Source organism: Pelomonas sp. SE-A7 (genome assembly GCF_030345705.1).
Classification (GTDB): domain Bacteria; phylum Pseudomonadota; class Gammaproteobacteria; order Burkholderiales; family Burkholderiaceae_C; genus JAUASW01.
In genome coordinates this window covers 2,241,759-2,266,436 of record NZ_JAUASW010000001.1, presented here as the reverse complement: position 1 = coordinate 2,266,436, position 24,678 = coordinate 2,241,759, and the positions used below count along the sequence as shown (strand labels likewise).

22 protein-coding genes are annotated in these 24,678 nt (G+C 67.6%); 7 read left to right on the top strand and 15 right to left on the bottom strand.

Annotated elements, in window-relative coordinates:
- Positions 1-218 precede the first annotated feature (218 nt).
- The 3 genes from QT382_RS10240 (at position 219) to htpG (ending at position 3,679) form a co-directional block, all read left to right on the top strand.
- The gene (locus tag QT382_RS10240; RefSeq protein WP_289253930.1) at positions 219-1,349 is read left to right on the top strand and encodes a 3-deoxy-7-phosphoheptulonate synthase; all 1,131 of its coding nucleotides are present in this window, start codon (positions 219-221) and stop codon (positions 1,347-1,349) included.
- A gap of 39 nt (positions 1,350-1,388) precedes the next feature.
- Entirely contained in the window at positions 1,389-1,700 is a 312-nt protein-coding gene (locus QT382_RS10235; protein ID WP_289253929.1) for a hypothetical protein, read from the top strand.
- Between the two features lie 92 nt (positions 1,701-1,792).
- A complete protein-coding gene (gene htpG / locus QT382_RS10230; RefSeq protein ID WP_289253928.1) occupies positions 1,793-3,679 on the top strand; it encodes a molecular chaperone HtpG in 1,887 nt (628 codons plus the stop codon).
- Positions 3,680-3,689: 10 nt separating this feature from the next.
- Here htpG and QT382_RS10225 read toward each other — a convergent pair whose 3' ends face one another.
- The 3 genes from QT382_RS10225 to QT382_RS10215 all read right to left on the bottom strand — a co-directional run bounded on the left by QT382_RS10225 (position 3,690) and on the right by QT382_RS10215 (position 6,470).
- Positions 3,690-4,727 (bottom strand): serine/threonine protein kinase, encoded by a 1,038-nt coding sequence (locus tag QT382_RS10225; protein WP_289253927.1) that lies wholly within the window; start codon positions 4,725-4,727, stop codon positions 3,690-3,692.
- A gap of 72 nt (positions 4,728-4,799) precedes the next feature.
- Complete coding sequence (locus tag QT382_RS10220) at positions 4,800-5,618, bottom strand: DUF2726 domain-containing protein (RefSeq protein WP_289253926.1); 819 nt, start codon at positions 5,616-5,618, stop codon at positions 4,800-4,802.
- A gap of 141 nt (positions 5,619-5,759) precedes the next feature.
- The gene (locus QT382_RS10215; RefSeq protein WP_289253925.1) at positions 5,760-6,470 is read right to left on the bottom strand and encodes a GNAT family N-acetyltransferase; all 711 of its coding nucleotides are present in this window, start codon (positions 6,468-6,470) and stop codon (positions 5,760-5,762) included.
- 277 nt (positions 6,471-6,747) lie between these two features.
- On the opposite strand from QT382_RS10215, the gene rplM reads away from it, so the two are divergent.
- From rplM to erpA, 3 genes are all read left to right on the top strand, one after another.
- Positions 6,748-7,176: a 50S ribosomal protein L13 gene (gene rplM / locus QT382_RS10210; protein ID WP_195796143.1), complete on the top strand. Its 429-nt coding sequence runs from the start codon at positions 6,748-6,750 to the stop codon at positions 7,174-7,176.
- 9 nt (positions 7,177-7,185) lie between these two features.
- The gene (gene rpsI, locus QT382_RS10205; protein WP_289253924.1) at positions 7,186-7,578 is read left to right on the top strand and encodes a 30S ribosomal protein S9; all 393 of its coding nucleotides are present in this window, start codon (positions 7,186-7,188) and stop codon (positions 7,576-7,578) included.
- Between the two features lie 177 nt (positions 7,579-7,755).
- Positions 7,756-8,127, top strand: a complete 372-nt coding sequence (gene erpA, locus QT382_RS10200) for an iron-sulfur cluster insertion protein ErpA (RefSeq protein ID WP_289253923.1) — start codon at positions 7,756-7,758, stop codon at positions 8,125-8,127.
- 60 nt (positions 8,128-8,187) lie between these two features.
- On the opposite strand, the gene QT382_RS10195 is transcribed toward erpA, so the two are convergent.
- Together QT382_RS10195 and QT382_RS10190 are read right to left on the bottom strand one after the other, a co-directional pair.
- Positions 8,188-9,282, bottom strand: a complete 1,095-nt coding sequence (locus QT382_RS10195) for an anhydro-N-acetylmuramic acid kinase (RefSeq protein ID WP_289253922.1) — start codon at positions 9,280-9,282, stop codon at positions 8,188-8,190.
- 3 nt (positions 9,283-9,285) lie between these two features.
- Positions 9,286-10,686: a M23 family metallopeptidase gene (locus QT382_RS10190; protein WP_289253921.1), complete on the bottom strand. Its 1,401-nt coding sequence runs from the start codon at positions 10,684-10,686 to the stop codon at positions 9,286-9,288.
- A 188-nt stretch (positions 10,687-10,874) separates the two neighbouring features.
- On the opposite strand from QT382_RS10190, the gene tyrS reads away from it, so the two are divergent.
- Positions 10,875-12,119, top strand: coding sequence for a tyrosine--tRNA ligase (tyrS, locus tag QT382_RS10185; protein ID WP_289253920.1), 1,245 nt, complete (start codon positions 10,875-10,877; stop codon positions 12,117-12,119).
- A gap of 72 nt (positions 12,120-12,191) precedes the next feature.
- On the opposite strand, the gene QT382_RS10180 is transcribed toward tyrS, so the two are convergent.
- From QT382_RS10180 to gspL, 10 genes are read right to left on the bottom strand one after another with little or no spacing between them, the layout of a single operon-like run.
- On the bottom strand, positions 12,192-15,533 hold the full coding sequence (locus tag QT382_RS10180; protein ID WP_289253919.1) for a S41 family peptidase: 3,342 nt from the start codon (positions 15,531-15,533) through the stop codon (positions 12,192-12,194).
- Between the two features lie 52 nt (positions 15,534-15,585).
- Positions 15,586-16,485 (bottom strand): 5'-nucleotidase, encoded by a 900-nt coding sequence (locus tag QT382_RS10175; protein ID WP_289253918.1) that lies wholly within the window; start codon positions 16,483-16,485, stop codon positions 15,586-15,588.
- 39 nt (positions 16,486-16,524) lie between these two features.
- On the bottom strand, positions 16,525-16,818 hold the full coding sequence (locus QT382_RS10170) for a type II toxin-antitoxin system RelE/ParE family toxin (RefSeq protein ID WP_289253917.1): 294 nt from the start codon (positions 16,816-16,818) through the stop codon (positions 16,525-16,527).
- Positions 16,819-17,103, bottom strand: a complete 285-nt coding sequence (locus tag QT382_RS10165; RefSeq protein WP_289253916.1) for a ribbon-helix-helix protein, CopG family — start codon at positions 17,101-17,103, stop codon at positions 16,819-16,821. It lies immediately after the preceding gene.
- A 43-nt stretch (positions 17,104-17,146) separates the two neighbouring features.
- A complete protein-coding gene (gspF, locus tag QT382_RS10160; RefSeq protein ID WP_289253915.1) occupies positions 17,147-18,364 on the bottom strand; it encodes a type II secretion system inner membrane protein GspF in 1,218 nt (405 codons plus the stop codon).
- A 5-nt stretch (positions 18,365-18,369) separates the two neighbouring features.
- On the bottom strand, positions 18,370-19,791 hold the full coding sequence (gene gspE, locus QT382_RS10155) for a type II secretion system ATPase GspE (RefSeq protein WP_289253914.1): 1,422 nt from the start codon (positions 19,789-19,791) through the stop codon (positions 18,370-18,372).
- Between the two features lie 11 nt (positions 19,792-19,802).
- Positions 19,803-22,040, bottom strand: a complete 2,238-nt coding sequence (gene gspD, locus QT382_RS10150; protein ID WP_289253913.1) for a type II secretion system secretin GspD — start codon at positions 22,038-22,040, stop codon at positions 19,803-19,805.
- Between the two features lie 2 nt (positions 22,041-22,042).
- Positions 22,043-22,858, bottom strand: coding sequence for a hypothetical protein (locus tag QT382_RS10145; protein WP_289253912.1), 816 nt, complete (start codon positions 22,856-22,858; stop codon positions 22,043-22,045).
- Positions 22,855-23,394, bottom strand: a complete 540-nt coding sequence (locus QT382_RS10140; protein WP_289253911.1) for a type II secretion system protein M — start codon at positions 23,392-23,394, stop codon at positions 22,855-22,857. Before QT382_RS10140 ends, QT382_RS10145 begins: the two co-directional genes overlap by 4 nt.
- Complete coding sequence (gspL, locus tag QT382_RS10135) at positions 23,391-24,635, bottom strand: type II secretion system protein GspL (protein ID WP_289253910.1); 1,245 nt, start codon at positions 24,633-24,635, stop codon at positions 23,391-23,393. Before gspL ends, QT382_RS10140 begins: the two co-directional genes overlap by 4 nt.
- Positions 24,636-24,678 lie beyond the last annotated feature (43 nt).

The following is a 24,678-nucleotide window of genomic DNA, read 5'->3' as shown; positions in this document are numbered from 1 at the left end:
ACATTCGCCGCCATGCCTTCGTTGAAGTCCTGCTTCTTCTTTACGTTTTTTTGGTTCTCGCACCGCACCGGCGGCGGAGAGGCAAGCGCGTAAGCAAGCAGCGAAACGACAGCAGACCGAATCTCCCAAAACCGCCGGGTCCCAAGCCCGGCGGTTTTTTTTCGCCGCGGCAAGGCCGGTGGCCCCCTCCCAGTCTCAGCACGGAAAGAAGCAAGTCCATGAACGCCAAGACGACGACCCAGGCCGACCGCTGGTACTCCCCCCAGGACAAGACCAGCCAGACCGACGACCAGCGCATCCGCGACGTCACGCCGCTGCCGCCGCCCGAGCACCTGATCCGCTTCTTCCCTATCGCCAATACGCCGATGGAACAGCTGATCGCCGGCACCCGCCAGAAGATCCGCGACATCATGCAAGGCCAGGACGACCGCCTGCTTGTGGTGATCGGCCCCTGTTCCATCCACGACCCGGCCGCCGCCCTGGAGTACGCCCGGCGCTTGAAGGCCGAGCGCGAGAAGTACGCCGACACGCTGGAAATCGTGATGCGGGTCTACTTCGAGAAGCCGCGCACCACGGTCGGCTGGAAGGGCCTGATCAACGACCCCTACCTGGACGAGAGCTACCGCATCGACGAAGGCCTGCGCATCGCCCGCCAGCTGCTGCTGGAGATCAACCGGCTGGGCATGCCGGCCGGCAGCGAGTTCCTGGACGTGATCTCGCCCCAGTACATAGGCGACTTGATCGCCTGGGGCGCCATTGGTGCACGCACGACCGAGAGCCAGGTGCACCGCGAACTGGCCTCGGGCCTGTCGGCGCCCATAGGTTTCAAGAACGGCACGGACGGCAACATCAAGATCGCCACCGATGCGATCCAGGCGGCGGCGCGGCCGCACCATTTCCTGTCGGTCCACAAGAACGGCCAGGTCGCCATCGTCGAGACCAAGGGCAACAAGGATTGCCATGTCATCCTGCGCGGCGGCAAGGCGCCCAACTACGACGCCGCCAGCGTGGACCTCGCCTGCAAGGATCTGGCGGCTTCCAAGCTGGAGACCACGCTGATGGTCGACTGCTCGCATGCCAACAGCAGCAAGCAGCACCTGCGCCAGATCGAGGTGGCGCGCGATATCGGCGATCAGCTGAAGGCTGGCAGCCGGCAGATCTTCGGCGTGATGGTCGAGAGCCATCTGAACGACGGGGCCCAGAAGTTCAGCCCTGGCAAGGACGATCCGGCCCAGCTGGAATACGGCAAGAGCATTACCGACGCCTGCATTGGCTGGGGCGACTCCACCGAGGTGCTGGCCTGCCTGAGCGAGGCCGTGAAGGCGCGCCGCCTGCGCCGACCGAACTGAGACAATCCACCGGTCGCAACCAGAACCAGGACCTCCGCGATGCGCAAGGAAGTCAAGCTCGTCTTCGGCCCCGGCAAGGAGATCGACCTGGCAGTCGATGCCTCCGAGGTGCTGTCCTTCGAGGCCTCGCGGCAATGGCTGGACGAGCAGTTCGTGCGCCTTGGCTGCGAGCCCATGCGAGGCTCGGGCAAGGTGCTGGTGGCCGACAAGATCCTGAGCGTGGCCGCCGCCGCCGGGCTCGAGGGCTTCCAGGACGCGGCCTTTGCGCTGGACTACGCCCGTGCCGCCAGCGGCGCGCTCAGCAAGGCTCTGCTGCGGATCGACATTCCCAAGCACACGCTGTCGTACTGACAGAATAGCCCCCCTCTTGAAGCGCGCCGCGGCGCCCCCAGCTGGCTGGGCGCTGGCGGCGCTGCCGCCTTTTGAGAACCGAAGAAATCGCCATGAGCACGAAGCAAACCCATTCCTTCCAGGCCGAGGTCAAGCAGATCCTGCACTTGGTCACGCATTCGCTGTACTCCAACAAGGAGATCTTCCTGCGCGAGCTGGTCTCCAATGCCTCCGATGCCTGCGACAAGCTGCGCTTCGAGGCGCTGGACAACGCTGCGCTGTTCGAGGAGCAGCCCAATCTCGAAGTGAGGGTCTCGTTCGATGCCGAGAAGCGCACGGTCACCATCAGCGACAACGGCATCGGCATGAGCGCCGACGAGGCCATCGCCCACCTCGGCACCATCGCCAAGAGCGGCACGCGCGAGTTCATGGCCAAGCTGGAGGGTGATCAGAAGAAGGATGCCAACCTGATCGGCCAGTTCGGCGTGGGCTTCTATTCCGGGTTCATCGTGGCGGACCGCATCACCGTGGAATCGCGCCGCGCCGGCCTCTCCAGCGACCAGGGCGTGCGCTGGAGCTCCGAGGGCACGGGGGACTTCGAGGTCGAAGCCATCGACAAGCCGGGCCGCGGCACCGACGTGATCCTGCACCTGCGCGAAGGCGAGGAGGAGTTCCTCAAGACCTGGCGCCTGAAGTCGGTGATCAGCAAGTATTCGGACCATATCTCCCTGCCCATCCTGATGCGCAAGGAGCACTGGGACCCGGAGAAGTCGGAGCAGGAACTGACCGACGAATGGGAGAGCGTCAACAAGGCCTCGGCCCTGTGGACTCGCAGCAAGAGCGAGGTCACGCAGGAACAGTACGAGGACTTCTACAAGCAGATCTCCTACGACAGCGAAGCGCCGTTGGCCTACACGCACAACCGCGTCGAAGGCCGCAGCGAGTACACGCAGCTGCTCTACATCCCCAAGAAGGCGCCGTTCGACCTGTGGAACCGCGACAAGCGCGGCGGCGTCAAGCTCTACGTCAAGCGCGTCTTCATCATGGACGACGCCGAGGCCCTGATGCCGGTCTACCTGCGCTTCGTCAAGGGCGTGATCGACTCGGCCGACCTGCCGCTCAACGTCTCGCGCGAGCTCTTGCAGGAGAGCCGCGACGTGAAGGCGATCCGCGAAGGCTCGACCAAGCGCGTGCTGTCCATGCTGGAGTCGCTGGCCGATAGCGAGGACCAGGCCGAGCGCGACAAGTACGCCGCCTTCTGGAAGGACTTCGGCCAGGTGCTGAAGGAAGGCATCGGCGAGGACCATGCCAACCAGGAGCGGCTGGCCAAGCTGTTCCGCTTCGCCTCGACCGAGGCGGACGAAGGTGTGTCGCTGGCCGACTACCTCAAGCGCATGAAGGAAGGCCAGGAGGCCATCTTCTACATCACGGCCGACACCCTGGCCGCCGCCAAGAACAGCCCGCAGCTGGAGATCTTCCGCAAGAAGGGCATCGAGGTGCTGCTGCTGGTCGACCGGGTCGACGAGTGGATGCTCTCGCACCTCTATGAGTTCGAGGGCAAGCCTTTGCAGTCGGTTGCGAAGGGCGCGGTCGACCTGGGCAAGCTGCAGGACGAGGACGAGAAGAAGAAGGCCGAGGAAGCCGCCGAGGCCTTCAAGCCGCTGCTGGAGAAGCTCAAGGCCTCGCTGGCCAGCCGCGCCAAGGATGTGCGCGTGACTACGCGCCTGGTCGATTCGCCGGCCTGCATCGTGGTCGAGGAAGGCGACATGTCGGGCCATCTGGCGCGCCTGCTCAAGCAGGCCGGCCAGGCTGCTCCTGCGTCATTGCCGACGCTGGAGATCAACGCCGAACACGCGCTGGTCAAGAGGCTCGATAGCGCAGGCGAGCGCTTCGACGACCTGGCTCAGGTGCTGTTCGACCAGGCCGTGCTGGCCGAAGGCGGCCACCTGGAAGATCCGGCGGCCTATGTCCGCCGGGTCAATGCGATGCTGCTGGGCTGAGCATCCGCCTTCACATATCCCAGAACTTGTAGTCCTCTTCGTCGTCGGTCGGCGACGTTGAGGGCTCGAGGTCTGTGGGCTCCATCGCCTCCAGCTGCTCACGCAGCTTGACCGTCTGGTCGCTCCAGTAGTTCGGCGTGCCGAACCAGGGGAAGGCCAGCGGAAAGGCCGGGTCGCCCCAGCGCCGGGCCAGCCAGGCGCTGTGGTGGATCATGCGCAGCGTGCGCAGCGGTTCGATCAAGGCCAGCTCGCGGCGGTCGAATTCGGCCATCTCCTCGTAGCCTTCCAGCACGCATTCCAGCTGGCGGCGCATGCTCAGTGCGTCGCCGGACAGCAGCATCCAGAGGTCCTGCACGGCCGGGCCCATGACGGCGTCGTCCAGGTCGACGAAATGCGGGCCCTTGTCCGGCGTCCAGAGGATGTTGCCGGGATGGCAGTCGCCGTGCAGGCGCTGGGTGCGCAGATCGGGTACGGCGGCGAAGGCCTGGTCTATGCGATCCAGGCAGCGCAGGGTCACATCGTTCCAGCCGGCAAGCAGCTCAGGCGGCAGCGATTCATGTTCGATCAGCCAGCGGTGCGCGGTGCGGCCGGGCTCGGCACTGTCCCAACGCAGTCGCGTGTCAAACGGGCGAGCACGGCCAACGGTGTGGATGCGCGCCAGGTAGCGGCCTATCCAGCTCAGGACTTCGGGATCCTCCAGTTCGGGGGCGCGGCCACCCTGGCGTGGCGTGACGGCAAATCGCTGGCCCTTGAAGTGGCGCAGGGTGGAATCGCCCAACTGCCAGGGCGCGGCGACAGGCACCTCGGCCTCGGCCAGCTCCGCGGCAAAGGCGTGTTCCTCAAGGATCTGGGCGTCGCTCCAGCGACCGGGCCGGTAGAACTTGGCCACGGCCACGCGGCCATCTTCCAGGTGCACCTGCAGCACCCGGTTCTCGTAGGAATTCAGCTGCAGCAGACGGCCATCGCCGTGCAGGCCGGCCTCTTCCAGCGCATCGAGCATGAACTCGGGGGTCAGGCTGCCGAAGCTGGTGTCTGGGTCTTGGCTCATGGGAAGGGGCTGCAAATGACAACGGCGCCCGACCGGGGCGCCGTGTGGCGGATTATCGAGCCAGCGCGGGGCTCAGCGGGGCGTGCCGGCGCCGTAGCGCGGCGTGTCGACGACCACGCCGACGATGTCGTTCGGCGCCTCGTCAGGGAACTGCGCATTGCCACCCAGCGGTTCGGCGAACGGTGTGGTGTTGCGGAAGCTGGTCGCCACCGGCTCAGGATTGCGGGTGGCGGGAGCGGTGCCGGTCAGCGAGTCGAAACGACTGTCAGGAGCGAAGAACGAGTCGCTGAACATCGCCGAGTCCTGCCAGAGGCTGTGCTCTCGGGCGGCGCGCTGGCCTTCGCTGGAGCGGCCTACGGCTGGACGCAGCAAGGGCGCAGCCTGTGGCCCACGGGCGTTGCTGGTGTTCGTGAACGGCACCAGCAACTGCAACTCGGCGGCGCTGGGCAGGTTGTCTATCGGGCAGCGCAGGTAGCGCACGCGGCAGGCGCTGAGCACCGACTGCTTGATCTGCAGGTTGCGGCCCGAGACGCTGCGCTCGGTATCCAGGTCGATGGCGGCCAGCACTCGACCGTTCGGGCTGCAGATCGCGAAGGTGACATGAATCGAGCCCAGCAGGTCGAACCAGTAGCGCACTTCCTTGGCCTCGGTCGGCTGGCAGAAGCGGACCAGGGGCAGCTTGGACAGGATGACGTGGTGCGGCAGCGCTTCCTTCAGCAGCCGGTAGACGCGGCGTTCATCGGTGCTGAAGACCGGCCGCGCGGTCAGCGACCAGTCGGCGGGCAGGGGTTTGGCAGAGCGGTTCGGCCGGCGCAGAGCCCAGAGCAGAGCCAGGCCGAACAGGCCGCAGCTCGACACCAGCGCAATGATCCACGGTAGGTTGGCCGACATATCCCTCGCGGTCCCTGAGGCCTTGAAAGGCCGAATTGCGCCGGCAAAACGGCGCTTATCGGGCGAATGTAGCGGATATTTGCAACAAATCACTACGGGCCTACCCGCCTAGGAAGGGGGTAGTCCGGGCCCCGGTCCGCCTCAGGGCTTGGGGCCCTTGCCGCCCCCGTCTCCGAGGTGCTGTGTGACTTCCGCGACGCCGTCGATGATGGCGTGAAGGGTGCGCACATGTCGCTTGAGCGTGAAATCGACCTCGGCCAGGTGTCGCTCCAACGCCTCGCCGACATGGGAGGCAACCGTGTCCGGCGGCAGTCTCAGCCAGGCTTCGGACTCGGAGCCGTCCCGCTCGACCGTGGCGCCCGCTGATCGGGCAATCTTTAACATGGGCGCGTTCTCGCTCAGGGCATGGATGAACAAGGTCTCGATGCCGCGGTTGCGGGCGTGCAGGGCGGCATGTTCGAACAGCCGGGCGCCGAAGCCACGGCCGCGCGCCTTCTCGGCCACCGAGACGCCGAACTCAGCCATGGCCGGCTTGCCTATGCGCTGCGGTAGCGGCTCATAAGCCAGGTGGGCCATGGCCACCAGTTCCAGCTTGCGGTTGAAGATGCCCAGCACCTCGTCGCGGTCGAAGTCCAGGCCCAAGGCGTACTTGGTGACCTGTTCGTCGGTGGCGGGGTAGCCGAATCGCAGGTAGCGGTCGCGCTCGCCCAGGGCCAGCAGGTGGTCCTTGATGCGCTTGCGGTGGCGCCGAGCCAGTGAGCGGATCGGCACCCAGTCCGCCCAGCGGCGCAGCACAGCCTGGTGCCAGGGCTGCGGGCTGTCCTTGCCGTCTTGCTCGGGAGGCTGGGTCATGGCGGGGTCCGGCGGGCGTGGCAGCCATGCTACCCCGGGGCTGGAAGAGGCCCCCGGCCCAGGGGCCTCCGGATGCTTTGGGGATTTCACTAGGCTCTGGTACACTCGCGGGCTTTCCTCGACTTGGCTGCGGGGAAATGGCTTCCTGCCCTGGCATGAGAGGTCGCGCCGGAAGGGCTTCCTTCCCAAGAAGCGGCACCGATTCAGGGGCATGAATGCGAAGTTCAGCCATCTCATCGTCGTCCCCGAATTCGGGAACGACTATCGAAAGATCCTCATGAAGACCTTCAGCGCCAAGCCGGCCGAAGTGACGCACGAGTGGTTTGTGATTGACGCCACCGACAAGGTGCTCGGACGTGTTGCCAGCGAAGTGGCACTCCGTTTGCGCGGCAAGCACAAGGCCATTTACACGCCTCACGTCGACACCGGTGATTTCATCGTCATCATCAACGCCGACAAGCTGCGTGTCACGGGCAACAAGGCCACGGACAAGGTGTACTACCGTCACTCGGGCTTCCCGGGCGGCATCTACGCCACCAAGTTCAAGGACATGCAAGCCAAGCATCCGGGCCGTGCCCTGGAGAAGGCCGTCAAGGGCATGCTGCCCAAGGGCCCGCTGGGCTACGCCATGGTGAAGAAGCTGAAGGTCTACGCCGGTGCCACGCACCCGCACACCGCTCAGCAGCCCAAGGCTCTGGAAATCTAAGGAGCGGTGATGATCGGAAACTGGAACTACGGCACCGGCCGTCGCAAGTCGTCGGTTGCTCGCGTCTTCATCAAGAAGGGCACGGGCCAAATCATCATCAACGGCAAGTCGGTCGAGCAGTATTTCGGCCGTCAGACCTCGATCATGGTCGCCCGCCAAGCGCTGATGCTGACCAACAATGTCGAAGCCTTCGACATCAAGGTCAACGTCCACGGTGGTGGCGAGTCGGGTCAAGCCGGCGCGATCCGCCTGGGTATCACCCGCGCTCTGATCGACTACGACGCAGCCCTGAAGCCCGAACTGAGCCGCGCTGGCTTCGTCACGCGTGATGCGCGTGAAGTCGAGCGTAAGAAGGTCGGTCTGCACGGTGCACGTCGCCGCAAGCAATTCAGCAAGCGCTGATCGATGCTTCGCAAGCCGGCCCTGGGCTGGCTTGCACGCAAGAAGGCCGCTCTCCGGAGCGGCCTTTTCATTTGCGGATTGGCCCTCAACTGCCTGGGGTCTCGGAAGGCCTGGCCGTTTCGAGGGACAATCGCGGCCATCGACGGCTGAAGCCGTCTTCTACTCAGGAATCCATTCATGAGCGCAGTGCTTGAGAACAGCTCCACCCTTGGCGACATGCCGGCTCCGCTGGTCTTCACCGACAGCGCCGCCGACAAGGTGCGCGACCTGGTGGCCGAGGAAGGCAACCCCGACCTGAAACTGCGTGTCTTCGTGCAGGGCGGCGGCTGCTCGGGCTTCCAGTACGGTTTCACCTTCGACGAGGCCGTCAATGAAGACGACACCCAGATGGTCAAGAACGGCGTGACCCTGCTGATCGACGCGATGAGCCTGCAGTACCTGATGGGCGCCGAGATCGACTACAAGGAAGACCTGCAGGGCGCCCAGTTCGTGATCAAGAACCCGAACGCCTCGACCACTTGCGGTTGCGGTTCTAGCTTCTCGGTCTGAAGCCGGATTCCTGGTCCCAATGAGAAAGCCGCCCTCGGGCGGCTTTTTCTTTGACCCGACTCAGGCCGGATAGAGCGCGCCGAGCATGCGCGGCCCCCTGGCGCCGGTGACCGCTTCCAGATTGCCTGGCTCGCGTTTGACAAAGCGTTTGGCCAGCCAGGCAAAGGCGGCAGCCTCGACCTGCATGGGCGGCAAGCCGCGGGCTGCGGTGCTGAGAACCAGGGTCGATGGCAGTCGCTGCTGCAGCCGCTGCATCAGCCGGCCATTGAGAGCGCCGCCGCCGCATACCAGCAGTTCGGCCGGCGTGCCGACGTGAGGGGCAATGGTCTCGACCGTCAGTTCCAGCAGCGTGGCCTGGATGTCTTCGGGCTTGGCGCCTGGCGCATGCTTGTTCACGTGGCCTAGCAGCCAATCCAGGCTGAACAGATCCCGGCCGGTGCTGCGTGGGGGTGGCAGGGCGAACCAGGGTTCGGCCAGCTGGGCCTGCAGCAAGGCCGATAGCACCTGGCCGCTGGCAGCCCAGGCGCCGTCGGCGTCATAGGGTAGGCCGCGTCGCTCGGCAATCCACAGGTCCATCAAGCAATTGCCGGGGCCGCAATCGAAGCCGCGGGTCGAGCCGTCGGCACCGAGCAGGCTCACGTTGCTGAAGCCACCAATGTTGAGCGCCACGATGTCGCGGCCGGCCTGGCCGAACAGCGCGCGATGGAAGGCCGGCACCAGCGGGGCGCCCTGCCCACCGGCAGCCAGGTCGCGATTGCGGAAATCGCAGACCACGTCGACGCCCGTCAGCTCAGCCAGCAAGCTGCCGTTGAGCAACTGGATCGAGTAGCCGCAGCCGTCAAAGGCCAGCGGCTGATGGCGGATGGTCTGGCCATGCGCGCCCAGGGCCTGGACCGATTCCGTGATGCCATCCATCGCCTGACCTGCGACGGCCGCGTAGCAGCGGGCCACGGCATTCGCGGCCAAGGCCATTCGATGGGCTTCGTTGGGGCCGGCCGCGTTCAGCGCCAGCAGTTCGGCGCGCAGCTCTGCCTCGAAGGGCTGGTGGCAATGCGCCAGCACTTCGATGCGATCCTGCGTGGGGAAGCGAGCCAGTACGGCGTCGACACCGTCCAGCGAGGTGCCGGACATCAGGCCCAGGTACAGCCCGGGCATCTATCAGTCGGAACTGCTGACGCCGCTGCTGATGCTGGCAGCGACTTCCAGCTGGGTCTGCGCGCTGGCGACCTGCTGCTTGAACTGGGTGCGGGCCGTGGCCGGCAGCGGCACGGACTCCGAAGCGCGCGCGATCATGCGCGGATCCTGGTGGCGGCCGCCGACGCGGAATTCGAAATGCAGATGCGGGCCGGTGGCCCAGCCGGTCGAGCCGACTGCGCCTATTTGCTGGCCCTGGTCGACGCGCTGGCCCTTCCTCACGTCGATCTTGCTCAGATGGGCGTAGACCGTGGTGCGGTCACCGGCGTGGCGCAGATGGACCACGTTGCCGAAGCCGTTCTGCCAGCCGGCGAAATCGACCGTGCCGTCGCCGACGCTGCGCACCGCCGTGCCGGTCGGCGCGCCGTAGTCCGTGCCGAGGTGCTGGCGCCAGGTCTGGTGGATGGGGTGGAAGCGCATTGCGAACCCGGAGGTCACGCGCGAGAACTCCATCGGGCTGGCCAGGAAGGCGCGGCGCTTGTTCTGGCCGTCGAAGCCGTAGTAGCTGCCCTTGCCGGAACCGCTGTCGCGGTACCAGACGGCCGAGTAGCTACGGCCGTTGTTGACGAACTCGGCGGCCACCACGCGGCCGGCCGCGCCGTCCCAGTTGATGGGTTCGCCGTCGGCGGTCAGGCTTTCGTAGACCAGGGAGAAGCGGTCGCCCTTGCGCAGTTCGCGGTGGAAATCGATGTCGCCCGAGAACATGTCGGCGAGCTGCGAGGCCACGCTGTCGGGGATGCGGGCATCGTCGGTGGCGGCGAACAGCGAGCTCTGGATCGTGCCGCTGCCCAGGCGCACCTGCGACTGCAGCGGCACGGTTTCAAGGCGGGACACGAACGCTTGGCCCTGGCGCTCGACCGTCAGGCGGCTGAAGTGCGTGGCCTGCTGCTCCACCTTCTCGGCCGGGAAGCGGGCGACCAGGCGGTCGACCAGGCCCGAGGCATCGGCCGACAACTGCACCATCTTGCCCACGCGGCCTTGCAGCACGCGGCGGGCCAACGGGTCGCTGCGCAGGAAGGCAGCGGCGGCGGCATCGAAGCCGCCCATGCGGCGCAAGAGCGAATCGGCCGTGTCGCTGGCGCGGGTCACGTCGTTGCGGCTCAGCGAGATCTTGTTGGCAGCCAGGGCGGCGAGCTGTTCTTCCAGGCTCTCCGGCGTCACTTGCTCGATGAGCTGGCGCTGCGGCAGGTCTTGGGCGTCCGGCGCCAGCGGGGCGATACCGAAGGCGGTGACCGCGAAGCAGCTCAGGGCGCCGACGACAGCTCCGGTCAGCGCGCGCGGATGCTTGGCTGCGAAAGCCTCGGCCTGGCGGCCGGCCTTCTGCAACTCTTCAATCCAATCGTTGACGCGGCGAGGGATTCCCACGGGGGCTGTCGTTCTTGTCTGGAAACCGGTCGCCGGGATGGCGTCCACTAGAATTCGCGCTCCTTGGGCACCGGGCTCCGGGGCCGCAAAGCGAGCCGCGAGTATACCGAGCCCCCTCCAGGGTCAATGCCTAGGAAACCCGAGAAATCAAGACCTTAGCGCTGGCTGAGGGAAACTTTACACAGCCCATGTCCGAATCGCGAACAAGCCCCGCCGCCCCCGAGTTTGCCGTGACCGACCGCGTCCGCGAAGCCCTGGCCCAGTCGCGCCGCGGCGTGGACGAGCTGCTGCCCGAGGCCGACTGGATCAGGAAGCTGGCCAAGTCCGAGGCCACCGGCGTGCCGCTGCGCATCAAGCTGGGCCTGGACCCGACCGCGCCCGACATCCACCTGGGTCATACGGTGGTGCTGAACAAGATGCGCCAGCTGCAGGACCTCGGCCACCAGGTGATCTTCCTGATCGGCGACTTCACCTCGATGATCGGCGACCCCTCGGGCCGCAACAGCACTCGGCCGCCGCTGACCAAGGAACAGATCAAGTCCAACGCCGAGACCTACTACAAGCAGGCCAGCCTGGTGCTGGATCCGGCTCGTACCGAGATCCGCTACAACAGCGAATGGAGCGAGCCGCTGGGTGCCAGCGGCATGATCCAGCTGGCCGCCAAGTACACCGTGGCCCGCATGATGGAGCGCGACGACTTCGCCAAGCGCTTCGCCGCCCAGACGCCGATCTCGGTCCACGAATTCCTCTATCCGCTGATGCAGGGCTATGACTCGGTGGCGCTGAAGAGCGACCTGGAGCTGGGCGGAACCGATCAGAAGTTCAACCTGCTGATGGGCCGTCATCTGCAGCAGGAATTCGGCCAGGAGCCGCAGTGCATCCTGACCATGCCCCTGCTCGAGGGCCTGGACGGCGTGGACAAGATGTCCAAGTCCAAGAACAACTACGTGGGCATCACCGAACCGGCCAACACCATGTTCGCCAAGATCCTGTCCATCAGCGACGAGCTGATGTGGAAGTGGTTCGAGCTCCTGAGCTTCAAGAGCCTGGCCGAGATCGCGGCGCTGAAGGCCGAGGTGGCAGGCGGCCGCAATCCCAAGGACGCCAAGGTCATGCTGGCCAAGGAGATCACGGCGCGCTTCCACAGCGCGGCCGCTGCCGAATCTGCCGAGGCCGACTTCAACAACCGCGCCAAGGGCGGCATTCCGGACGAGATTCCGGAGGTGACGCTGAGCGGCGCGCCGATGATGATCGGCAAGGTGCTGCTGGGTGCCGGTCTGGTCGCTTCGGGCGGCGAGGCCACGCGCATGATCGAGCAGGGTGGCGTCAAGATCGACAGCGTGACCATCTCGGACAAGGCGCTGAAGCTGGAAGCTGGCAGCTTCGTCGCCCAGGTCGGCAAGCGCAAGTTCGCGCGGGTGACGCTGAGCTGATCCAACGTTGGCTGCAATGAAAAACGGGAGGCCGCGGCCTCCCGTTTGCTTTTCAGCGGCGATCCAACCCGCTCAGGGCTTGACCGGGCGCAGATAGGGGCCGGGCTTGACCGTCACCACCGGCTTGGCGGCGATGGTCTTCTTGAGCTCGGCGATGGCGGCTTCCAGCTGGGCGTCGCCGCCCAGGAAGCTGGCGCGCGGCGGGTTGTCGACCTCGATGTCCGGCGTCACGCCCACGCCCTCGATCAGGAAGCGGCCGTCGGCGCTCATCTGGCCGATCTCGGCGGCGCGCATGATGCCGTTGTCCATCAGGCGGTTGCCGTCGGACAGCCAGACGCCGGCGCCCGAGCTGCGCTTGCCGATGACCGGACCCAGGCCCAGGCGCTTGAAGCCCTCCGAGAAGGTCTCGCCGTCCGAGTAGGTGTCCTCGTTCATCAGCACGGCCAGATGGCCGCGGAACACATGCTGCATGTTCGGGTAGGTCGCAGCGCCTTCCGGTGCACGCGGCTGCCAGAAGGCCCAGGCGCGGCGCAGGAGCTTCTCGAGGATCCAGCTGTCGATGTTGCCGCCGTTGTTGTAGCGCACGTCGATGATCAGGCCGTCGCGGTCGCTGTAGGCATAGAACTCGCGGGCGAAGTCGGCGATGTCGTCCGGGCCCATGGCGCGCAGATGCAGATAGCCGATGCGGCCGTTGCTGCCCTCGGCCACCATGCGGGCGCGGGTGTAGCGCCAGTCGTTGTAGCGCAGCTGGGCATCGCGGCGCTGGGCCACCGGCGTGACTATGCGCTGCTGGCTCTTGCCGTCGGCGCCGCGCACGTCCAGCAGCACCTGCTTGCCGGCCTGGCCGCGCAGCAGCTCGGCGATATGCGGCGCCTCGGCCGACTTGCGGCCGTTGACCGCGGTGATCACGTCGCCGTTCCTGATGCCCAGGCCGGCCAGGCCCAGCGGGCCGGCTTCCGAGGGCAGCTCGGGGTCGCTGACGTAGATGCGCTCGACGCGCCAGCCATCGGCCACCTTGGCCAGGCGGGCGCCCAGGCCGGCCAGGCCGGGCTCCTCGGGACCCTGGCGGGTGTCGCCGGCATTGACCTGGCTGTGCAGGGCACCGAGCTCGCTGACCATCTGGCTCATCAGCTCGGCCAGTTCGTAGCGGTCGGTCACGCGCTCGACCAAGGCTTCGTACTTGCTGCGCACAGCCTTCCAGTCCACGCCATGCATGGCTTTGTCGTAGAAGTGCTCGCGGTGCATCAGCCAGGCGTCGGCAAACATCTGCTTCCACTCGGCCTTGGGATCGGTGGCGATCTGCCAGTCGCTCCAGCGCACCTGGAACTTGCCGGTCTCCGCCGGCAGCTTGGCGCCGGCCTCGACCAGCAACACCTCGGGCGCATTGCCCATGCCGGCATTGCGCACCACCATCAGCTTCTTGCCGTCGGCGCTCAGCTCGTAGCTGCGCACATCGGTGGCAAAAGATTCGAGGCTGCCGCCCTGGTTGTCTATGGCCGCAGTCTTGAGCTGGGTGCGGCCGGCGCCTTCGCTCTCCATGACCCACAGGCGCTTGCCGTCGGTACGCAGCGCGCGGTAGTTGCCCGAGGCCAGCGGCAACTCGTACAGACGCTCGGCCAGACCCTCGAAGACGATGGCCGGCTTGGCCTTGGCATCGGGCTTGGTCTCGGCCTTGGCTTCCGGCTTGGCGTCGGTCTTTGCCTCGGTCTTGGTGTCAGGTTTTGCCTCGGGCTTGGCTTCGGCCGCCTCCAGCTCGTCCTTGGCCGCGAACGGGAAGCGCTGGCCTGGCTGCAGTGCCAGGGCGTAAAGCTTGCCGCGGCGGTCGAAATGCGGGCCCATGTTGCGGTCGCCCCAGGGGCTGCCGTTGCCGCTGATCGCGATCTGGCGGTTGGAGATGAAGTACAGCCAGCGGCCGTCGGGGCTGAAGGCCGGCGAGTCGCTGGCGTAGCGGTCGCTGGTCAGCGTGTGCAGCTTGTCGTCGGCCAGGCTGAACAGCATCAGCTGCGGTCGGTCGGTGTCGCGCAGCGTCTGCGTGAAGGCCAGGCTGCGGCTGTCCGCGGCCCAGGCCAGCTCGCCGAGACTGCTTTCCAGCTTGTCGCGGGCGATCATGCGCGTCGTGGCCTTGGGCGTGGCCTTCAGGTCGGTCAGCCAGAGCCGGCCTTCCTTGTCGACATGGGCCAGGTACTTGCCATCGGGCGAGGGCAGCAGCTGCATGCGCAAGGTGCTCCCATCGCTGGTGATCTGCTCGGGCTTGCTCAGGCCGTTGGCGGCGAAGCGCCAGACCTCATGCTCGCCCGTGAAGTCGCAGAGCGCGAACACGCTCTTGCCGTCGGCGCTGAACTCGCCCTTCTTGCAGCGGCCATCGGCCTGCGTCGGCAGCTCGGCGCGGCGCAGCGCACCCACGCCCTGAGTTGCCAGGTGGCCGCGGCTGGCCAGCAGAACGCGCTCGCCATTGGGCGAGATCGACGTGTCGGTCAGGAAGTCCTGCGGCTTCTTGACCCAGCGCTGGCGCTGCTGGTCGAAGTCGCCGGCCAGCGTGATTGCCAGCTTGCGCGGCTCGGCCGTGCCGTTCAGCTCCAGCATGTAGACGTCGGCGCCCAGCGAATAGACCAGCTTGCTGCCGTCCAGCGAGGCATGGCGGATGTCCCAGCCCTTGTGGCGGCTGTGCTGGCGCAGGTCCTGGCCCTTGGCATCGACCGACCAGACGTTGACTGTGCCGTCGCGATCCGACAGGAAGGCGATGCGCTCGCGGCCCTGGGCATCGCGGTAGGGCATGGGCCGGCGGTCGTTGTTGCCTTCGGCGACCAGGGGCCTGGCCTCGGCATTGCTGCTGAGGTCCATGCTCCACAGCCGGGCGATGGCGCCGCCGCGGTACTGGCGCGCGTTGTCGCTGCGCAGGCCGGAGCGGGTGAAGTACAGGGTCTTGCCATCGGCGCTCAAGGCAGCATCGCTGGCCTGGCCCACCGGCAGCTGGCGGCGCTGCAGGGTCTTGGGATCGATGGCGAACAGCTGGCTGCCGGGCTGGCCGTCCAGGCTGGTGTAGAGCACCTCGCCCTGCGGCGTGAAGCCCCAGACCTTCATGCCGCCGGCTTCCCAGGTCAGGCGCTGCGGCACGCCGCCGCTGGTGGGCATCAGGTAGAGCTCGGTGCCGCCTTCGTACTGCGCGGTGAAGGCCAGCCAGCGGCCGTCGGGCGAAACCGCCGGCATGGATTCCTGGCCCGGGTGGGTGGTGACGCGCTGGGCTTCGCCACCGGCGGCGGCCACGCGCCAGAGGTCGCCTTCAGCGACGAGATAGACCTGGTCCCCATGAAGGGCGGGCTGGCGGTAGAAGCCATTTTGGCCAGCCTCGGCGGCGCTCAGCGCCAGCAGGGTCGAGGCCGCCGCGAGGGCGCGCAGACGGAACTTGGGGCTCATGGGTCTCCTCGGCGTTTCGCAAAAGCCGCGGATTGTGGCCCAGCCGGGCGCCTCAGGCGTTGGTCACCCCGGCGGCCACATGACCGGCCGGCACATGGGCGCTGGCGCTGTTGATGTGTCCGATCTGGTCGTCGAAGAAGAAGTCCGGCTCGAACTCGCGCAGGAACTCGCCCTTGGCCAGGCCGCCGAGGAACATGGCCTCATCCACCTCGATCTGCCAGTCCATCAGCGTGCGCAGCGCGCGCTCATGGGCCGGCGCGCTGCGGGCCGTGACGAGGGCCGTGCGCACCCGCATCGCATTGCCAGGCTCCTGCTGCAGGCGATGCAGCGCTTCAAGCATGGGCTTGAACGGGCCGGGCTGCAGCGGCTGCTGGGCACGCGAGCTTTCATGCGCCTGGAAGGCGTCCAGGCCTTCGCGCTGGAAGACCTGCTCGGCCTCGTCCGAATACAGCACGGCATCGCCATCGAAGGCGATGCGAAGCTCGTTCGGATGAGCGGCCGAGGCTCGCGCCGACAGCGGCGAGACCCGCGCCGAAGGCACGCCGGCCGCCAGGGCCGAACGCACGTCGTCCTCGTTGGCCGACAGGAACAGCTGGGCCTGCAGCGGCATCAGGTAGCGCCAAGGGCTCTGGCCGCGAGTGAACACGCCGCGCTGGATGTCCAGCTCGTAGTGCTTGGCCGAGCGAAACACCCGCATGCCCGAGACCGGGTCATTGCGCGACAGCAGCACCACCTCGACGCGGCGTGGTTTGCCGGGCTCGTTGAAGGCGAGCAGCTTGCGCACCAGCGAGAAGGCCACGCCCTGCTTGGCCGGCTCGTCCAGGCGTTGCTGCTGCAGCGCCATGTAGGCACGGTCGTCATTGGCCTCGAAGACCTGGTTCTCTTCCTCGAAGTCGAACAGGGCGCGGGACGAAAGGGCTACGACCAGTTGGCCGTCCAGGGTGGCGGGCATGGGCAGAGTCTTGGTTAGGTGCGAGTGGAGGGCGTCCGGTCAACGCTTGAAACCAGCTTCTCGCTGGCTGCGCAAGGCCAGCACGAAAACCGTGTCCAGGCGCTCGACGAAGCGATAGAGGGCGATGTAGCCGCGCACGCCCTGGCCGATGACCAGCTCGCGCTTGCCGCTGCGCGCCGGCCGACCGATCAGGGGATGGGAAGCGAGGATTTGCAGGCCCTGGATCAGTTCGGCCACGCGTTGCAGCGGATGACTGGCTTCATGCTGTTCCAGATGGCTCAGGAAGCGCTCCATGTCGTCCAGCACCTCGGGAGCCAGCTCTATCCTCGCCATTCAGCCACCCAGCTTGCGGCCCTGGGACTTGCGAGGCTTTTCTCCACGGGCCCGGCCCTGCAGATAGCGCTCGGCGTCGGCCAGCGATACCGACTTGCCGGTCTCCAGCAAGCGGGCCCAGCGCGACTCGGCGAGCTGGTCGAACTCGTCGGCCCGCTCGGCCTGCTCGACGGTTTCGGCGATGGCATCGACGATGAAGGAGTGGGCCGACTTGCCGGCGCGCTCCGCTGCCAAGGCCAGCCTGGCCTTCAGCGCCTCGTCGATGCGTATCGTGGTGGTACTCATGGCAGCTCCGTGATTGCTGCCAATGTAGCACTCGTGTGCTACGTCAGCGCCCCGCCATCGCATTCATCTCGATGATGGGCAGCAGCACCGACAGCACGATCAGCATCACCACCGCACCCATGCCGACGATCAGCAGCGGCTCCAGCATGGTGGCCAGGGCCATGGCACGGCGCTGCACCTCGATGGACAGCTGGCGCGCGGCCCGGTCCAGCATCTGGGGCAGGGAGCCGGTCTGCTCGCCGAGGCGGGCGAACATGGCCAGCAGGCCGGGGAAGCGCTTCTTGCCAGCGAGGGCCGAGCCCAGCGGCGCGCCTTCGCGCACCTGGACCAGGGTCTCCATCGCGTCGGCCCGCATGGCGGCATTCGAGAGCGTCTCGGCCGCCGCCTGCAAAGCCTTGAGGATGGGCACGCCGGCGCCGGCCAGCATGGCCAGCGTGGCGGCGAAGCGGGCGCCGTTGTAGCCGCGGGCCAGACGGCCAATCAGCGGCGCACGCAAGAGTCCGGCATCGAAGCGGCGCCTGAAGGCCGGCCGCCGCAGCGCGATGGCCAGCGCAAGGCCGCCGGCTATCAGGAGCAGCACCACCAGCCATCCCCAGTTGCGCACGAAGGACGAGAGGCCCAGCATGACCTGGGTCAGCATGGGCAAGGCCTTCTTGCTCTGCGCGAACACGCCGGCCACTTGCGGCACCACATAGGTCACCAGGAAGGTGATGATGATGACGGCGAAGAAGCTGACGATGGCCGGATAGGCGATGGCGCCCAGCAGCTTGGAGCGCAGCTCCTGGCGCTGCTCCAGGTCGTCGGCCAGCCGCTCCAGCACCTGGCCCAGCGCGCCGCTCTGCTCGCCGGCGGCGACCACGGCGCGGTAGACGTCGTTGAATTCGCGCGGCGCCGTGGCCAGCGCTCGTGCAAACGCCGAGCCGGCGTTGACCTCGGCCCGCAATTGGGCCAGCAGCTCGGCCTGGCGCGGGTCCTCGGCCTCGTCGGCCAGCGCGGTGAGGGCGCGTTCTATCGTCAGGCCCGAGCCGACCAGGCCGGCCAGCTGACGGGTCCAGATCGCCAGCGTCGAGGGCTTGAAGACCCGACGTGCCCAGCGGCTGCCGGCCGCGCCTTCGGCCTGCTGCTGCACCGCCTGCACCTGCAGCGGCACCAGGCCCATGCCGCGCAACTGCGAACGAGCGGCGCGCGGCGAGTCGGCCTCGACCAGGCCGTTGGCCGGGCGCCCGGCTTCGGTGAGGGCTTCGTACTTGAAGGCGGGCATCGGCTTCAGTCGCGGGTCACGCGCAGCACTTCCTCGAGCGACGTCGTGCCGTCAAGCACCAGTCGTTCACCGTCCTCGCGCATGGAGCGCAGGCCGGCATGGCGTGCTGCATCGGCCAGCTCGGCCTCGGCGGCACGGTTGTGTATCAGCGAGCGGACCTGCTCGTCGGCCACCATCAGCTCGTAGACGCCGGTGCGGCCCTTGTAGCCGGTCATGCTGCAGGTGCTGCAGCCGACCGGGTGCCAGCGACCCTCGCCATCCTGGCGGCGGCAGCTCGGGCACAGCTTGCGCACCAGACGCTGGGCCAGCACGCCCAGCAGGCTGGAGCTGAGCAGGAAGGGCTCGACGCCCATGTCGGTCAGACGGGTCACGGCGCTGGGCGCGTCGTTGGTGTGCAGCGTGGCCAACACCAGGTGGCCGGTCAGCGAGGCCTGGATCGCGATCTGCGCGGTCTCGAAATCGCGGATTTCGCCGATCATGATCACGTCCGGGTCCTGGCGCAGGATGGCGCGCAAGGCCTTGGCAAACGTCAGGTCGATCTTGCCGTTGACCTGGGTCTGGCCTATGCCGGGCAGCTCGTATTCGATCGGGTCCTCGACCGTCAGCACATTGGTCGTGGAGGTGTCCAGGGTCTGCAGCGCCGCATACAGCGTCGTGGTCTTGCCGCTGCCGGTGGGGCCGGTGACCAGCACGATGCCATGCGGCTGCTGGCACAGGCGCTTGAACTCGGACAGCACATGGCCGTCCATGCCCAGACCTTCCAGCGTGAACTTGGATTCGCTCTTGTCCAGCAGGCGCAGCACGGCGCGCTCGCCGTGCGCCGAGGGCAGGGTGGAGACGCGCACGTCGATGGCGCGGCCGCCAATGCGCAGCGAGATGCGGCCGTCCTGCGGCAATCGCTTCTCCGCGATGTCCAGCTCGGCCATGATCTTCAGGCGCGAGATCAGCGCCGCATGCAGGCCGCGGTTGGGCTGCACCACCTCGCGCAGGCTGCCGTCGACGCGGAAGCGCACCGAGCTGGCCCGCTCATAGGGCTCGATGTGGATGTCGCTGGCCCCGTCCTTGGCGGCCTGGGTCAGCAGCGCATTGAGCATGCGGATGATGGGCGCGTCGTTGGCCGCTTCCAGCAGGTCTTCCACCGCTGGCAGGTCCTGCATCATGCGGCTCAGGTCCACGGCGCTCTCGACTTCGCCGACCACGGCCGCCGCGCTGGACTCGCTGCCGGCATAGGCGGTGTTGATGCGCTCGGCCAGGGCTGCGGCATCCTGCTGTTCGCAGCGGTCCACTGCGTACAGGCGCTGGATCTCCGACAGCGTGCTCAGCTGCAGCGCTGGCGAGGCCCAAAGCACCAGCTCGGAGCCCAGGTCCTCGAGCAGCACCGTCTTGGCCTTGGCATAGGCATAGGGCAGGGGATGTCGACCGGCCATGGCTTGCTGCCTCAGGGGTTCTTGACCGGAGCCGAGGCCGGCGCCGATGGCGGCGTGGCAGGCAACAGCGGCGCGCCGGTGTCCGGGAGCAGCGGCTTGGACTCGGGCTGCACGCCCTGCTGCTTGGCGCGGATCACGTCGTAGCGGTCCAGCGTGATCTGGTTGGCGCTCTGCTGGTCGCGCAGCACCACCGGCCGCAGGAAGACCATCAGATTGGTCTTCACGCGCTTGCGGTTCTCGCTCTTGAACAGATTGCCGATCAGCGGAATCTTGGCCAGGCCCGGCACCTCGTCGGCACCGTCGGTGTATTCATCCTTGAGCAGGCCGCCCAGCACCAGGATCTGGCCGTCATCCACGACCACCGTGGTCTCGATGGCGCTGCGGTCGGTGGTCGGGCCGCCGGCCGTGCTTGCGCCCGGCACCACGCTGGAGTTCTCCTGGAACACCTGCATGCGAATCGTGCCGCCTTCGCCAATCTGGCTGCGGATGCGCAGCGTCAGGCCCACGTCCTCGCGGTTGAAGGTCTGGAAGGGGCTGACCGCGCCGGTGCCGGTGCCGGTGTTGGTGAAGGAGCCGGTGGTGAAGGCCACCTTCTGGCCGATCACGATCTTGGCCTCCTCGTTGTCCAGCGCCACCAGGTTGGGCGTGGACAGCACATTGGCCCCGGCCTGGGCCTCGAGGAAGTTGGCGATGGCGCCCAGCGTGTAGAAGTTGCCGATCTGCTTGAGCACGCCGATGTTCAGGCCAGTGGGCACGGCGCTGCCGGAGGCCAGCAGCGAAGCAGCGCCCGTGCGGCCGTTGGCGGCGGCGCCCGACAGGTTGAGGATGTTGCCGGCGCCGCTGCCGAAATTGGTGCCGGCGCCTGTGATGGTCGAGTCGCCCTTGTTGCCGAACAGGTTCTGCCACTGCACGCCGAACTGGGCGGCCTTGGTGGCGTCCACCTTGACGATCATCGACTCCACGTAGACCTGGGCGCGGCGCGTGTCGAGCTGGTCGATCACGTTGCGGATCTGCCGGTACATGGCGTCCGGCGCCGTGATGATCAGCGAGTTGGTGGCCGGGTCGGCCTGCACGAAACCGCCGGTGGACGGCTGGGCCGAGGGCGAGACCGGGTTGGTGGCGGCCGGGCTGTTGGCGCCGCTGCTGGAGCTGGTGGACGAGCTGCCCAGCTGCTGGCTGCCACTGGGCGACTGCTGGCCGCTCAGGCTGCTAGGCCCGCTGCTGCCGCTGTTGCCGCCGCTGCCGGCCTGGCCGGTGAAGGCGGCGCGCAGCACGGTGGCCAGGCGCGTCGCGTCGGCGTTCTTCAGGTAGACGACGTGGATGTTGCCGTTCGGGTCGCCCGGGATGTCCAGCTTCTCGATCATGGCCTTGGCCAGCACCAGGCGGGCCGCGCTGCTGGCTCGCAGGATCAGCGAATTGCTGCGCGGATCGGCCAGCACGTTCAGCGCGCCGCCGCCGGCTGCCGGTACCGCGCCGCCGGTGGCACCGCCACCGCCTTCGCCCAGCTTCTGCACCAGGGCGGCGATGTCCGAGGCCACGGCATGCTTGAGCGGCACGACCTCGATGTCGGTGGTGCTGGCGGTGTCCATGGCCGCGATGATCTTGGCCATGCGCTGCAGGTTCTCCGCATAGTCGGTGATCAAGAGGCTGTTGTTGCCAGGATTCGCGTTGATCATGTTGTTGGCACTGATCAACGGCCGCAGCACGGCCAGCAGGTTGTTGGCGTTCTCGTGCTGCAGCTTGAACACCTGGGTGATGACCTGGTCGCCGCGCTGCTTGCTGTCGCCGACAGTCACCGTGCCGGTCTGCAGCTTGGCATCGGCCTCGGGCACCAGCTTGTAGAGCCCGCCGCTTTCCACGACGGTGAAGCCCAGGCCGCGCAGGGCCGCCAGGTAGTTCAGGTAGGCCGAGGCCACCGGCAACGGCTGTTCGCTGTAGACCGTGATCACGCCCTTGACCCGCGGGTCGATGACGAACTGGCGGTCCATCATCACGCCGATGGCACGGGTCACGGCCTCGATGTCGGCATTGACGAAATTCAGCGTCACCGGTGTGGCCGACTTGACCGCCGGGCCCTTCTTGGGCGCGGCCGGTGCAGAAGCCGCCGCCATGGGGGCGGGCTTGGCTTGCTGCTGCTGCTGTTGATGCTGTGCGGCGATCGTGGTGGCCAGCGGCTGGGCCACAACGGGAGGAGCCAGCAAGGCAGCCAGCAGGGCGGACGACAGCTGGGTGGGGCGGGAGAGTTTCATGCTCATCCGATCGAAATGACGGAACGCGCGCCTTCGCGCCGGCCGATGATGTTCAGGAGATTGTTCAGCGCGGCCTCGCGGCCGGGCGCGGCCGTGGCGTCGCCGAGGAAACGGGCCTTGCCGCCTCCCAGGCTGCCCTGGCCGTTCAGCAGCAGGGCACCGTCCAGCGTGCTCAGTTGCAAGAGCGATTGGCCGGCGGCCTGGCCGCCGACCAGGCTCAATCGGTAGCTGCCAAGCGGGGCCAGCGTCGAGAGGCGCGAGCCCAGGTTGACCAGGTCCAGGTCCAGGCGGCCGGTCTGGGTCCAGCGACCACCAACGCGTTCGAGCCGGAAGTCCTGGGCACTGAGGCGCACCGAGCCGTTCAGCTGCAAGGTGTTCCAGGGCGTGCCCAGGCCGCCCAGCCAGGCGGCGGGCAGGCGGGCCAGCCAGTCGCCCGGGACTTGATGGGGAAGGCTGATCGCCAGGCGGTTCGCGCCAGGCTGGACCAGCAGGTTCAGCTCGCCATTGGTGCAGCAGGCCTGGCGCAGCCGCAGGACCAGGCCCAGGCCCTGGGGGCGCAGCGTCCATTCGAGGCGACCCGGCAGGGCGCTGGCGTCGCGGCTGCCTTCACCACCGGTCAGCACCAGCACGCCGGAGCCGGACCAGACACTGCCGCGCGTCTCAGTCAGCAGCAGATGGCCGTTGCTGGCGTCGGCCAGCCCATGCGCCAGCCAGCTGGCCGGCGCGAACAGCAGCACGGCCAGCAGCAGGCCGACCAGGCCGCCCGCGATGGCCCAGCGGCGCGACGAGCGCTGTTCCGGAGCGAGCGAAGCACTCATGACCCCACCCCGTTGGCGATGCTCAGCACGATGCTGCCGTTGAAGCCTTGCGGGCCTCGTTGCAATTGGGCTTCGACCGGGCGGGCGCGGGCCGCGCTGCGTACTTCGGCCAGCCAGGCCTGCAGGGCCTCGGGCGAGATGCCATTGAGGTTGAGCGTGGCTCGTTCGCCGCTGACCACCAGCCGAGCATTGCTGCCCAGTCGTTCGCTGGCGGCTTGCAGGGCGGCCTGGGCCACGGCGGCCGGCACCGGCGGCTGGCTGCGCAGCTCGCGGGCTTCCAGGGCCAGGGCCTGCATCTGCTGCAGCTGGGTCTCAAGATCCGCGCGCTTGGCCGGAGCTTGCTTCAGCGTGCGCAAGGCCGGCATCAGCAGCACCAGCCAGACCAGCAGCAGGGCCAGGGCCGAGAGGCCGACTTGCACCAGCAGCCGCTCGCGCGGTGCCGCCTGTTGCCATTGGCCGCGTAGCGGCGCGAGCTGGGTTTGCAAGCGCTGGGACAGTGTGGCCTTGCCCATGGAAGAAGAGGCGGAAGAATTCATCGCGTCGCTTGCTCGCCGGGCTTGGCGCGGCGCAGGGTCATGCGGCCTTCGGCCGGTTCAAGCAGCCAGCCCTCGCTCTGCAGCTGGCGTCGGAAATTGGCGAGCTGGGCTTCGCTCCAGCCCTGGGACGACAGGCTCAGCCTGCCGGTCTCGAAGCTCAGCGCATCCAGCGGCGGCCGGTCGGCGGGCCAGGCCGCGGCGGCTGCGGCCAGCAGGGGCTCCAGATCCTGGTCGCCCGTACGGCCGGCCTGGCTGCGAAGCAGCTCGGTTTCCCTCTGCATCTGCAACGGCGCGTCGAGTACGGCCCGGACCTGTGGATGCGCGCTGCGCAGCACGCCTTCGACCGAGGTCCGCAGCCGCTCCAGTTCGCGGTTCTGCTGCCAGGCCCAGACATTCATGCCCAGCAGCTGGACACCCAGCAGGCCGGCCAGGGCCCAGCGCGTCGGAGCCCAGCGCTTGTGCATCAGCTCGCGCTGCCATTGGCGCAGCGCATGCAGGCCGCGCATTCGCGGCGCCAGGTCGAACTGGCGCAGATTCCAGGGGCCGTCCAGCGCCTGCAGGGCGCGTTCGGCGCGGCTCTGCACCGCGACAGGCGCGCCGAGCCAGCGCTCGCCCGCTTCGACGGCGTCCGCCGCCGCACGCCAGCTGGCACCTGCGGTCGCTTCAGCGGCCAGCACCTGGCGGCCAAAGCCCTGTAGGTTCAGCGTGCTGCTGCCGTCGGGATGGCTCCATTGCAGCTCCACATGGTCTTCGTCGGCCCGGCGTTCAAAATAGCCCTGCGCGGTGGTCGTGGGCCAGCACAGGGGGGCCACCCGGTCGACGAAGCGCTGGGCCGCATCGAGTCGGGCCAGATGGCCAGACAGCCAGCCGTGCTCGCAAGTGGCGACCCAGGCCTCTTCTCCACCCTGGGCCGATGGCGCGAGGGCGAAATGCAGGCCATCGGGGTCGTCCAGCAATTCTTCTTCCAGCAGGCCGGCCAGCGCTTGACGCAAGCGGGCCGGGCTCAGCTTGGGTAGCCTGAGCTTGTGCCAGGACAGGTCGGCCGGCGCCAGCATCAGCACCAGCTGTTCGGCGGCCGGCAGATCGGCTACGGTGGCGCGGCCTTGAGCCAGCACCTGGCGGCCGTTGCCGCACAGCAGGTAGTCGTAGTCGCCGGCCGAGCGCGGCAAGGCTTCGGCACTGGATCGACCCTGGGCGTGCAAGCGGTCGCGGGGCGGCAGGAACAGGATCAGGGTCGGCATGGGGCGCCCATTCTAGGAGGGGGACGAAGGTGGCCGACTCGGG

Bases quoted from the DNA above. Each gene is read 5' to 3' on its own strand.
- QT382_RS10240 (WP_289253930.1), top strand. From the start codon at position 219: ATGAACGCCAAGACGACGACCCAGGCCGACCGCTGGTACTCCCCCCAG.
- QT382_RS10235 (WP_289253929.1), top strand. From the start codon at position 1,389: ATGCGCAAGGAAGTCAAGCTCGTCTTCGGCCCCGGCAAGGAGATCGAC.
- htpG (WP_289253928.1), top strand. From the start codon at position 1,793: ATGAGCACGAAGCAAACCCATTCCTTCCAGGCCGAGGTCAAGCAGATC.
- QT382_RS10225 (WP_289253927.1), bottom strand. From the start codon at position 4,727: ATGAGCCAAGACCCAGACACCAGCTTCGGCAGCCTGACCCCCGAGTTC.
- QT382_RS10220 (WP_289253926.1), bottom strand. From the start codon at position 5,618: ATGTCGGCCAACCTACCGTGGATCATTGCGCTGGTGTCGAGCTGCGGC.
- QT382_RS10215 (WP_289253925.1), bottom strand. From the start codon at position 6,470: ATGACCCAGCCTCCCGAGCAAGACGGCAAGGACAGCCCGCAGCCCTGG.
- rplM (WP_195796143.1), top strand. From the start codon at position 6,748: ATGAAGACCTTCAGCGCCAAGCCGGCCGAAGTGACGCACGAGTGGTTT.
- rpsI (WP_289253924.1), top strand. From the start codon at position 7,186: ATGATCGGAAACTGGAACTACGGCACCGGCCGTCGCAAGTCGTCGGTT.
- erpA (WP_289253923.1), top strand. From the start codon at position 7,756: ATGAGCGCAGTGCTTGAGAACAGCTCCACCCTTGGCGACATGCCGGCT.
- QT382_RS10195 (WP_289253922.1), bottom strand. From the start codon at position 9,282: ATGCCCGGGCTGTACCTGGGCCTGATGTCCGGCACCTCGCTGGACGGT.
- tyrS (WP_289253920.1), top strand. From the start codon at position 10,875: ATGTCCGAATCGCGAACAAGCCCCGCCGCCCCCGAGTTTGCCGTGACC.
- QT382_RS10180 (WP_289253919.1), bottom strand. From the start codon at position 15,533: ATGAGCCCCAAGTTCCGTCTGCGCGCCCTCGCGGCGGCCTCGACCCTG.
- QT382_RS10175 (WP_289253918.1), bottom strand. From the start codon at position 16,485: ATGCCCGCCACCCTGGACGGCCAACTGGTCGTAGCCCTTTCGTCCCGC.
- QT382_RS10170 (WP_289253917.1), bottom strand. From the start codon at position 16,818: ATGGCGAGGATAGAGCTGGCTCCCGAGGTGCTGGACGACATGGAGCGC.
- QT382_RS10165 (WP_289253916.1), bottom strand. From the start codon at position 17,103: ATGAGTACCACCACGATACGCATCGACGAGGCGCTGAAGGCCAGGCTG.
- gspF (WP_289253915.1), bottom strand. From the start codon at position 18,364: ATGCCCGCCTTCAAGTACGAAGCCCTCACCGAAGCCGGGCGCCCGGCC.
- gspE (WP_289253914.1), bottom strand. From the start codon at position 19,791: ATGGCCGGTCGACATCCCCTGCCCTATGCCTATGCCAAGGCCAAGACG.
- gspD (WP_289253913.1), bottom strand. From the start codon at position 22,040: ATGAAACTCTCCCGCCCCACCCAGCTGTCGTCCGCCCTGCTGGCTGCC.
- QT382_RS10145 (WP_289253912.1), bottom strand. From the start codon at position 22,858: ATGAGTGCTTCGCTCGCTCCGGAACAGCGCTCGTCGCGCCGCTGGGCC.
- QT382_RS10140 (WP_289253911.1), bottom strand. From the start codon at position 23,394: ATGAATTCTTCCGCCTCTTCTTCCATGGGCAAGGCCACACTGTCCCAG.
- gspL (WP_289253910.1), bottom strand. From the start codon at position 24,635: ATGCCGACCCTGATCCTGTTCCTGCCGCCCCGCGACCGCTTGCACGCC.